Annotated in this window: 8 protein-coding genes and 1 pseudogene; 3 read left to right on the top strand and 6 right to left on the bottom strand. The window is 61.6% G+C overall.

The window, feature by feature from the left end:
* Positions 1 to 1,182 (bottom strand): benzoylformate decarboxylase (gene mdlC / locus QOC89_RS20215; RefSeq protein ID WP_323046643.1); only part of this gene is annotated, 1,182 nt, incomplete at its 3' end.
* A 119-nt stretch (positions 1,183 to 1,301) separates the two neighbouring features.
* Between mdlC and QOC89_RS20210 the strand changes: the two genes are divergently transcribed.
* Positions 1,302 to 2,210 (top strand): LysR family transcriptional regulator, encoded by a 909-nt coding sequence (locus QOC89_RS20210; protein ID WP_323046642.1) that lies wholly within the window; start codon positions 1,302 to 1,304, stop codon positions 2,208 to 2,210.
* A 150-nt stretch (positions 2,211 to 2,360) separates the two neighbouring features.
* On the opposite strand, the gene QOC89_RS20205 is transcribed toward QOC89_RS20210, so the two are convergent.
* The 4 genes from QOC89_RS20205 to QOC89_RS20190 all read right to left on the bottom strand — a co-directional run bounded on the left by QOC89_RS20205 (position 2,361) and on the right by QOC89_RS20190 (position 6,289).
* Positions 2,361 to 2,678, bottom strand: coding sequence for a DUF4148 domain-containing protein (locus tag QOC89_RS20205; protein ID WP_323046641.1), 318 nt, complete (start codon positions 2,676 to 2,678; stop codon positions 2,361 to 2,363).
* A gap of 223 nt (positions 2,679 to 2,901) precedes the next feature.
* Positions 2,902 to 3,744: an alpha/beta hydrolase family protein gene (locus QOC89_RS20200; RefSeq protein ID WP_323046640.1), complete on the bottom strand. Its 843-nt coding sequence runs from the start codon at positions 3,742 to 3,744 to the stop codon at positions 2,902 to 2,904.
* Positions 3,745 to 4,030: 286 nt separating this feature from the next.
* Positions 4,031 to 5,194: a porin gene (locus QOC89_RS20195; RefSeq protein ID WP_323046639.1), complete on the bottom strand. Its 1,164-nt coding sequence runs from the start codon at positions 5,192 to 5,194 to the stop codon at positions 4,031 to 4,033.
* A gap of 363 nt (positions 5,195 to 5,557) precedes the next feature.
* Positions 5,558 to 6,289: a FadR/GntR family transcriptional regulator gene (locus QOC89_RS20190; protein WP_323046638.1), complete on the bottom strand. Its 732-nt coding sequence runs from the start codon at positions 6,287 to 6,289 to the stop codon at positions 5,558 to 5,560.
* Positions 6,290 to 6,564: 275 nt separating this feature from the next.
* Here QOC89_RS20190 and uxuA point away from each other — a divergent pair, with 275 nt between their 5' ends.
* Positions 6,565 to 7,605, top strand: coding sequence for a mannonate dehydratase (uxuA, locus tag QOC89_RS20185; RefSeq protein WP_323046637.1), 1,041 nt, complete (start codon positions 6,565 to 6,567; stop codon positions 7,603 to 7,605).
* Positions 7,606 to 7,722: 117 nt separating this feature from the next.
* Positions 7,723 to 8,348: pseudogene (locus QOC89_RS20180) on the top strand (MFS transporter).
* Positions 8,349 to 8,526: 178 nt separating this feature from the next.
* On the opposite strand, the gene QOC89_RS20175 reads toward QOC89_RS20180, so the two are convergent.
* Positions 8,527 to 9,582: a hypothetical protein gene (locus QOC89_RS20175; RefSeq protein WP_416340427.1), complete on the bottom strand. Its 1,056-nt coding sequence runs from the start codon at positions 9,580 to 9,582 to the stop codon at positions 8,527 to 8,529.
* Between the last annotated feature and the right edge of the window lie 127 nt (positions 9,583 to 9,709).

Raw genomic sequence — 9,709 nt, 5'->3', positions numbered from 1 at the left:
CACCGGCCGGGAACTCGGCGCCTCCTCGACCACGATATCGTCCGCATGGCGCACGTCGGCAAGGGTCTGCAACGCGAACGCCACCGACATCAGTGCGGACGGTTCCGCGCGCGGACAGGCAACGCGCGGCGCGGGCAACGGGCGTGCCTTCGGCGCGGGCCGGGCCAGCAGATCGCTCACGCCGAGACGAATATTGCCGACCACCGCGGTGCCGGCCGGCGCCCACGCCGCGATAGCCGGGTCGTCGATCAACTGACATAGCGTTGCACCGGCAGGCAAATGCGGACCGTGACCTTCCACGTGATACGTGAAGGCCGGCGCGCCGATCACGAAGATCAGGTCATGTCCGCCGAGCAACTCGACGATCTTCTCGCGCATGGCCGGCAAGAAGCCGGCGAACAGGCGATGGTCTTCGGGGAACGCGCAACGGCCTGTCATCGGCGCGACGAACACGCGGGCGTTGTGGCGTTCGGCGAGAGTTACGACGGCGTCCCAGCTGCCGGCCCGGTCGACTGCGCCGCCCACCACGAAAGCCGGCCGTTCGCAGGCGTCGAGGGCCGCGCCGATCTGCTCCAGCACGACCGGCTCCGGCCGTATTTCAGTACTGACGACGCGCGCCGGCACCGGCTCGGCAGCCCGATCCCAATCGTCCACGGGAATCGACACCAGTACCGGCCCGCGCGGCTCCTGCATCGCCACGTGATAAGCGCGCGCGATGGCTAGCGGCACGTCTTCGGCACGCGCCGGTTCGATGCTCCATTTGACATACGGCTTCGGCAATTCGGTGGCTTGTGTCGACGCGAGGAACGGGTCGAACGGCAGAATCGAGCGGGCCTGTTGCCCAGCCGTAATCACGATTGGCGTGCGATTGCGGAACGCGGTGAAGATATTGCCCATTGCATTGCCGACGCCCGCCGCCGAATGCAGATTGACGAACGAAGCGTTGCGGGTGGCCTGCGCATACCCGTCGGCCATGCCGAGCACGACTGCTTCCTGCAAGCCCAGCACATAGCGGAAATCCTGCGGAAAATCGCGGAACAACGGCAATTCCGTCGAGCCCGGATTGGCGAACACCGAAGTCATACCGACACGGCGCATGAAATCGATCACGGCATCGCGCACCGTGAACGAGGCGTGTTGAGAGAGTCCCGATGCGTCTGAACGGGGCGTGTTGCTGGTCATGCCTGTCTCCCATGCAAAATGAGCTGCGGCCAATGAGCGCCGTTTTCTGATGGCTCATTATCTGAAGCTCGAGGTTGATTGAAAATTGCCTTTTTTGAGAAAAGGCATTACTTTCACGCATGACTTTCAATCTTCAGCAATTGCATGCGTTCGCAACCATCGTCGCGAGTGGCAGTCTTGGCCGTGCCGCGGAAGTACTGCACGTCACGCAGCCTGCGCTGAGCCGCACTATCAAGCGACTCGAGGATCAGGTCGGCGCGCCGCTGTTCGAACGGCACTCGAAGGGTATGCAGCTTACTGCGATCGGCAGCGCGTTGCTGCCGCACGCCACCCTGCTGCAACGTGAAGCCGATTACGCACGCGAGGAGATCGACGCGATGCGCGGCCTTGCGAAGGGGACGATTCGCGTCGGCGCGGTGGCGAGCATCGCGACGCTCGTGCTGCCGCTCGCGGTGAGCGGCGTGCTCGCGCGCTGGCCGAATCTGCGCGTGGAGATCATGGAGGGGGTGTGGGACCGGCTGGCGGACAGTCTGATGAAACACGAGATCGATCTCGCGCTCAGCATGGCCGTGCCGGACACGGACGAGATTGCCGCGATTGCCGATTGCAGGTGGGAAGACGAGAGCTATGTGGTCGCCGCGCTCGATCATCCGCTGCGAAGCAAAGCGGATTTATGTCTTGGCGACACGCTCGATCAGCAGTGGTGCGTGCCGCCGCGCGGCACGGGCCCGTTCGAGCATATGCAACACGTGTTTGCCGAGCATGGGCTCGGCATGCCGCCGATTGCGGTCGAGACGCGTTCGATCACCGTGCTGAAAAGCCTGGTGACGCGGGCGGGATTTCTGAGCTGGATGGCTACGCCGATGTACGACACCGAAAGTGCGGCCGGCGTGTTCGACACGTTACCGATTCCGGGCCTCGTCGCACGCCGCACATTGACGGCCTTTCGGCGCCGTCAGGGCATTCTGCCGAGTCCGGCAGTGAAGTTGCTGGAGCAACTCAGGCAGTTGACTGCGGTGCAGGGATAAGTGCCTGCACGCGGCTATACATGCAGACTGCCTCGTTCACCCACGCTCAATTGCAAAGCGGCCCTGCTTTCACATAGACGTGAGAGCAAGGCCGCCTGTCCAACAACACGAATCAAGCTGGCGCGAGACGACTGCTCGCGCCGTGGTCCATTAATGACCCACGTTGACAACCGGAGCCGAGTACGAACTCGCGGTGTGGCTGCCTGCTTGCGACGAGCCGTTCGTGGCTGAACCATAACCGCTGGTTTGAGCGGCAGCCCTTTCTGCAGCGACACGCGCCTCGGCAGCCTGAATGTTTGCCGGGTAGTCGTCGGCGTTCGACATGGCCGGATCGTAGCCGGCTTTTTCCAGTTGCACCAGGTCAGCGCGCACTTGCGCGCGCGTCACCGGCTGGTTGGATTGGGCAAACGCAGCGAGCGGCGCAGTGATGAGAGCAGCGATAACAACAGCTTCGATCAGCGATTTCATGACGACTACCTCCAGAGATTGTTTTTTGCCGTGCTGCGAAACCTGTTTGTTTTGCAGCCAGTGAACGTAGTCTAAGAGTCGGCGACCCTAGGGTAAACCCCTAATAAGCAAATTCACTGTTGCTATAATCGGCACAATCTCAATCGGACATATCTGAAAATTGCGAATAAGTGCTCTCCGCAAATCGCGTCCACGCTCCCATTTCGGCACCGGCGCAAGCGCCTCACGTCTGCGCCGCGCCCGCGCTCCGCTTGAACGAACTCGCAAAGAAGAGCACCTGATACTGCACCGCGTTGGACCAATACTTCCACGTGTGCCCGCCCGGCCGCTCCGCGTAATCATGCGGCACGCCGAGCTCAACCAGCCGCGCATGCAGCGTCCGGTTCGATTGAACCAGTGAGTCGCTCACGCCGCAATCGATCGTCAGCGCAATATGCGCGTTTCCAAAACCACGCGCGTTCTCGACAATCGCCTCGTTGTTCCAGAAGTCGGCGTGACGCGCCGGATCGCCAAACACCTGATCGATCCCGGGTTCATCCTCGCAGCCGCGCGGGTCGACCGCCCCGCTGATACTTCCCGCGGCGCCGAATTCATCCGGTCGGTCCAGCGCGATATGCAACGCCCCGAACCCACCCATGCTCAAGCCGGTAATCGCACGTGCTTGCCGCGTCGCGATCGTGCGGAAATGCGTATCGATGTAGCTGACGACCTCGCTACCCACATAGGTTTCGTAACGGCTGCGCGGATCTACAGGACTGTCGATATACCAGCTCTCGTGACCGCCGTCCGGCATGACGAGGATCACGTGATAGCGATCGGCCAGTTTGCCGATGTGAGAATTCGCGGTCCAGTCCGTATAGTCGCCGCCGGAACCGTGCAATAGATAGACGACGGGGAAGCGATCGGCCGCTTTGCCATGCGTGTATTGGTCGGGCAGCACCACCGTTGCATCGAACGACTTATGCATGGCGGCGCTTGGGATGGTGACGACTCTCGACTGAAACGCCCAGACCGGGTTCGCGAAAAGCAGCGTCAGAATGAGCCAGAACACACGATTCATCTTCATGATTTGTCGCTCTCCCTTTCTATGTGTTCAAAGAACACTGTCCGGCATCTGGCGGCAAAATTCTGACGATGACTCTAGCAATGGCGACTTACAACCAAATTTCAGCGAAGCATACGGTCTCGTCAGCCTGGCGCCGCGCCGAAAGGGCGGCACGGCGCGGCTGATCGTCTATTCAATGTGTGCCGAAAAGACACGCTTCAATCGGTATCGCGAGATCGCCGATATCGAGGTATGCCTGGCGGAGCGCAGGCATACGTCAATTGCAGCTCACCTCACGCGGGGCCGATCAGAACGCGTGGCGCATGCCCACCGTAACCGCCACTTGCGTGTTCGACGACGACGGCGAGAGCGTATTGATCATCGCATGCGAGAGCACGGAGTCCGCAGGTGCACCATGCACGTTCTGATAGACGCCTTCAAGATAGAAGTCGGTGCGTTTGCTGATCGAATAATCGGTCTGCAGCATCGCCGTATTCCAGCCCGGCGACGAACCGTTGTAGGCGCCACGCGTGTAGGTATACGCGCCCGATACGGTCAATGCAGGCGTGACCGCATACTTGACGTTCGCTTCGTAGTTGTCCATGCGCAGCGAGCCACTCAGGCTGCCGGCGGACGCGTCGTTTGCGCCAAGATACGTGCCGGTGCCGAACGAGAAGACGCCCGACGCGTTGTCCATCTGCGTGTGGCTCCAGACCAGCCCGAAGGTAGCCGGTCCGAACGTGTAGTTACCGCCAAGCGACCAGATGCGCTGGCGTTGTGCAAGGAAGTTCGCGCTCGCGTCGCCCTGAGTAACGGCACCGCCCGCGGCGCCGCCTGCGTTGTTGAATTGCAGGTAGCCGGCGGCAAGATTGACCGGCCCTTGCGCATAGGAGACGGCGAAACCATATGAACGGTTGTTCGCGAAGCTGCCCGCCTGATTGCTGAAACCATACATCGTTTCGAACGTGACGCCGCGGTACGTCGGGCTCGCGTACTTGACCGTGTTGTTGACAACGACCGAATCGGCAGCAAGGTTGTCGTTTTCGAACGGGTGCGCAGCCATGTTGCCGCCCCACGTGTTGAACTCCGCCGTGAGCGGGCCAACCAGGTCGTTCATCACGTCAAACTGGCGGCCGAACGTCACGGTGCCGTAGGAATCGCTTTGCAAACCGACCCATGCCTGTGAGCCGAAACCGTCACCGGAGAAAGCCTGGGCGCCATTATTCAGAAGGAAGCCCTGCTCCAGCTTGAAGACCGCGTGCAAGCCACCACCGAGATCCTCCGAACCCTTGAGGCCGAACACCGTGTTTTGCGTCGAGCTGCTCACTTCCTGCCAGTTGCTATGTCCGGACTGATTGTTCGTGTAGATCAATCCCGTATCGATAAGACCATAGAGCGTCACGCTGCTTTGCGCATGCGCCGAAATAGCAAAGGCGCCCGAAAGCGCGACCACGAATAAAGACTTTTTCATTTTGTTTGGCTCCGTGAAGGGGCGGTGATGGCGTAATCAGTTGTGTGCATTCAATACCATGGGCAAGCGCGTTGACCGCCAGCAAAACGCGGAAACGGACAGCCAACGCATTCGCGTGGCAGTACCCCGCGAATTGCTAAAACGTGCAATAGAGTTAGTTGATTATTGCGTATAGCGCCCTGCAATGATGTGCGAATGGCGCATGCTGACTACAGTAAGGTTTTCAATTGGGTTACACAGGCACGTCTTGCGAGCAATGCATAAAACGAGCAGCGCGATGATATGACTTAGCAAATAAATAACACGTCAAAAATAAAGTGACGTGGCGTGAAAAGAACACCTGTGATTTACGTTTGCCAGTTCTCAGCGCCACGCCTGCGTAAACTCGCCCACCACGCGCGACAGATGCGCGTGCATCGCCTCTCGCGCCGCAGCCGGATCGCGGCTCATGATGGCGGCAAAAATGCGCTGATGATCTTCCTGTGACGCCGCACGCATTGCCGGCGTATGAAAGTGTTCTTCGATCTTGGCCCAGAGCGGATCGCTGCGTGCGCAGTCCCACATCGCGGTGACCATGTGCAATAGCACCGTATTGCCGGTGGCTTCGGCAATGCGCATATGAAACTGACGATCGGCCACGTCGTTGGCCTGCTTGTCATGCATCTGCTCGCGCATCGTGGTGAGCGCGGAGAAGATGCGGTCGAGGTCGCTGTCCTTGCGCTCGGTTGCCGCGAGCGCCGCCACTTCCGATTCGATCAACGCGCGCGCGCGCAAGGTTTCGATCGGGCCCGGGCCGCGCGGCAAGTCGAAGGTCACCGGCCTGGCGCCGATGCCCGCCGACACATAGATGCCGGAACCGCCGCGCACTTCAACCACCCCCTGCACCTCGAGCGCGATGATCGCCTCGCGAACCTGCGTGCGGCTCACGCCGAATTGGTCGGCCAGAGTGCGCTCCGACGGCAACCTCGAACCCGCCTCGAAGTCTCCGGATGCAGCGATCAACGCATGAATCTGTTTCGCGAGGCCGATGTAGGAACGGTCCGTGGCTTCCGCGTCTTGCCGGGGGGCGAATGGCTGGGTCGAGAGGTCGGTCATCAAAGTGCTCGCGAATAGACATGACAAGGCGCCGCCTTCGGCCCCCGCGTAAAAAATGGTACACCAATTTTGTGCGCGAACCCCTTTCAGGCCATTCAAACTCCCGTCAAACACCCGAGGATCGCGACGGGACAAGGCTTGCCGCAGAGATAGACTGGTAAACCACTATCGCGTCAAATTGGTCAACCACTCATAATCCGCGGGAATCGGGAGGCTGACCAACACGCTCCCGCCCCGAGCCAAATGCCTGAGCAGTCAATCAAAGGAGTGAAGTCGTGAAGATGTCTTTCCGCTGGTACGGCGAGTCCGATCCCGTCACGCTGCAATACATTCGCCAGATTCCCGGCATGACCGACATCGTGTCCGCCATTTACGACGAGCCCGTGGGCGAAGTGTGGCCGGAGCCCAAAATCGCCGCCCTGAAGTCGACGATCGAGCAAGCCGGCCTTCGGTTCGAAGTCGTCGAATCGGTGCCCGTGCATGAAGACATCAAGCTCGGCAAGCCGAACCGTGATCGTCTGATCGCCAACTATCAGCAAACCATCCGCAACCTCGCGGCCGCCGGGATCAAGGTGATCTGCTACAACTTCATGCCGGTGTTCGACTGGACCCGCACGGAGTTGTCGAAGACGCTCGAAGACGGTTCGACGTGCCTCGCGTTCAGCACGAAAGAAATTGAAGAGATCGACCCGAACCAGGGCATTGCGCTGCCCGGCTGGGATTCGAGCTACCAGCCCGAACAATTGAAAGCCCTGCTCGCCGAGTACCGCGAGGTCGACGAATCCAGGCTCTGGCAGCATCTGGAATATTTCCTGAAAGCGATCATTCCCGTGGCCGAAGCATGCGGCGTGAAGATGGCGATTCATCCGGACGATCCGCCGCGCCCTATCTTCGGCTTGCCGCGTATCGTGAAGAACCGCGACGACCTGGCGCGCATTGTGAAGATCGTGGACTCGCCCGCGAACGGCCTGACCCTGTGCTCGGGGTCGCTCGGTGCCGGACCGCAGAACAACGTGGAAGCACTCGTGCGTGAATTCGGCGGGATGGGGCGAATCCACTTCGCGCATATCCGCAATGTGAAGATCACGGCCGACGGTGATTTCGAAGAAACGGCCCACCTGTCCAGCTGCGGTTCGCTGGACATCGCCGCCATCGTGAAGGCCTATCACGACACCGGCTTTACCGGCTATTTCCGCCCGGATCATGGCCGCATGATCTGGGGCGAAACCGGCAAGCCCGGCTACGGTTTGTACGACCGGGCGCTCGGCGCCGTGTATATCAACGGCTTGTGGGAAGCGATGGACAAGCTTTCCTGAAGCCGTTCCTGAAGCCCGCATAAAACTTTGCAAGCAAGGCGCCGGCAGACGACCTGACCGGCGTCGTCATAACCATAAAATCGGACGGAGACTTCCATGCCACGCATCCGATGAACCATGATCTTCATGTGTTTCCTCGCCAACGTGATCAATTTCGTCGATCGTGCCAATCTGGCGATCGCCGCGCCGAGCATTCGTGCGGAGTTGGGTCTGGACGCCGTCGGCATGGGGCTCGTGCTCAACGCGTTCTTCTGGACCTATGCGTTCCTGCAACTGCCGGCCGGCTGGTTCATCGACAAGGTCGGCGTGCGCGTGAGTCTGGCGCTGGCGGTCGGCTGGTGGTCGGCGTTCACGATCGCCACCGGCGCGGCCCGCGGTCTCGCGCAACTCGTGGGCGTGCGGCTGATGCTCGGCGGTTGTTCGCTCTCGCTTATGCGAGCCTGTCGTTTGCCGGCGCGAATGTGTGGACCCTGGTGGGCGAAGTGGCGCCGACACCGGCTCACGTGGCATCGCTCGGCGGCATTCAGAACTTTGCGGGGAATCTCGCCGGCATTTTCATCACCACGTTTACCGGCGTCATGCTGGCGATCACAAAAGGCTCGTTCGTGATTCCGCTCATGGTGGCGGGCTCGTTATGCATCGTCGGCGCGCTGTCGTATCTGTTCCTTGTCGGCAAGGTCGAGCCGTTGCCCTTGCTCCCGCGCGTCCGAACAAAAAAATTTGCCGGGCGCGAAGCGGTTTGAGTTGCGGCGTCAGCGGACCCTTCGCCATCAACGCACGACGCCAGCCGGAACAACCGGCCGGCGTCGTTTAACGGGACCGGTTTGACGTGACCGGACCGCCTGCGCACTTCCCAGCTCGCTCGTCGACGCCGGACCGCTTTGCCCGGCCTCGTCGCCCGCTATCACTCGCGCGCTTCACTCATGACCAGTGCGCCGGCACCCAGACATTGCCCACCCAATGCGCCGGTACCCACACGACCGGGCGCGGCGCCGGTGCCACATAGACCATGCGCGGCGCGACATACACGGCACGCGGGGGCGGCGGCGGTGCATAGACAACCGGCGGCGCTGCGACAACCACTGGCTTCGGCGGTACATACGCAACCGGCGGCGCTACGACGACGACCGGCTTCGGCGGTGCATACACAACCGGCGGCGCTACGACAACCACTGGCTTCGGCGGCACATACACAACCGGCGGCGGTACGACGACGACCGGCTTCGGCGCAACCACGACCGCCGTGCCGCCCGTCGTGACGACGCCGGTGGTCACGACCGTTCCGCTCGTCGTCACCGTGTTGCCGTGGGTACCCGTCGTGCTCGTCGACGTCGTCACAACGCCCGGCGCAACCCGCGTGGCCGTACCGGCGTGATCGACGGTACCGCCGTTGGAGCCGGTCACCGTGCCCGAACGTGAGCACGAAGCGCCCGCGCAATTCGTCGATGCCGAGTGGTCGATCGTGTTGCCGTTTGATCCAGTGATCGACCCGGACGACGAATACTGGCCAGCCGCGGTCCGGGTTACATCGCCGGAGGTGGTTGCGGTTTTGCCGTCCGGTCCGGTGAGGGTGCCGGTGTGGGAGCAGGTGCCGCCCGCGCAATTGGTATCGCCGGCGTGCTGGACCTGATTGCCGTAGCGTCCCGTCGCGGTGCCCGAATTCGAGAACTGGCCCGGCGCATTGCGGGTCACCGTGCCGGTGTTGGTCGCCACGCCGCCGTAAGGGCCGGCCACGCCGCCGGCGTGCGAACAACTGCCGCCGCCACACGAGCCGTAACGCGCGCCGTTGTAGGTGCCGTGCGACGTGTAGGCGGTGCCATGTTGCGACCAGGCAAAAGCCGAAGCGCTGCCAAACGCGAGCACGGCGACGGTGGCAGAGCACACGGCCTTGCGCAGCATGCCGCGCAAGGAGCTGGAGGGGGTCACGCGGACAGAGCAAACGGCGGTGGCGGGAGCGTCAAACGAACGGTTTTTCACGGTATGTCCTTCCTGGTTTCGGGCCACTTGCGGGCACTGCGGCGTGGCGACAAACGGACTATAGAAGGACGCCTGGATTTAATCAGCAGCGAAGATATGTCATCCTGTTTCACCGTGACAGAGGCTT

The sequence above is a fragment of the Paraburkholderia sp. genome (genome assembly GCF_034668105.1).
GTDB lineage: Bacteria > Pseudomonadota > Gammaproteobacteria > Burkholderiales > Burkholderiaceae > Paraburkholderia.
The sequence above is the reverse complement of the archived record's forward strand: the minus strand, read 5'-3'. Positions and strand labels throughout refer to the sequence as shown.

Excerpts from the sequence above, each read along its gene's own strand:
- QOC89_RS20210 (WP_323046642.1), top strand. The coding sequence starts at position 1,302 with ATGACTTTCAATCTTCAGCAATTGCATGCGTTCGCAACCATCGTCGCG.
- QOC89_RS20205 (WP_323046641.1), bottom strand. The coding sequence starts at position 2,678 with ATGAAATCGCTGATCGAAGCTGTTGTTATCGCTGCTCTCATCACTGCG.
- QOC89_RS20200 (WP_323046640.1), bottom strand. The coding sequence starts at position 3,744 with ATGAAGATGAATCGTGTGTTCTGGCTCATTCTGACGCTGCTTTTCGCG.
- QOC89_RS20195 (WP_323046639.1), bottom strand. The coding sequence starts at position 5,194 with ATGAAAAAGTCTTTATTCGTGGTCGCGCTTTCGGGCGCCTTTGCTATT.
- QOC89_RS20190 (WP_323046638.1), bottom strand. The coding sequence starts at position 6,289 with ATGACCGACCTCTCGACCCAGCCATTCGCCCCCCGGCAAGACGCGGAA.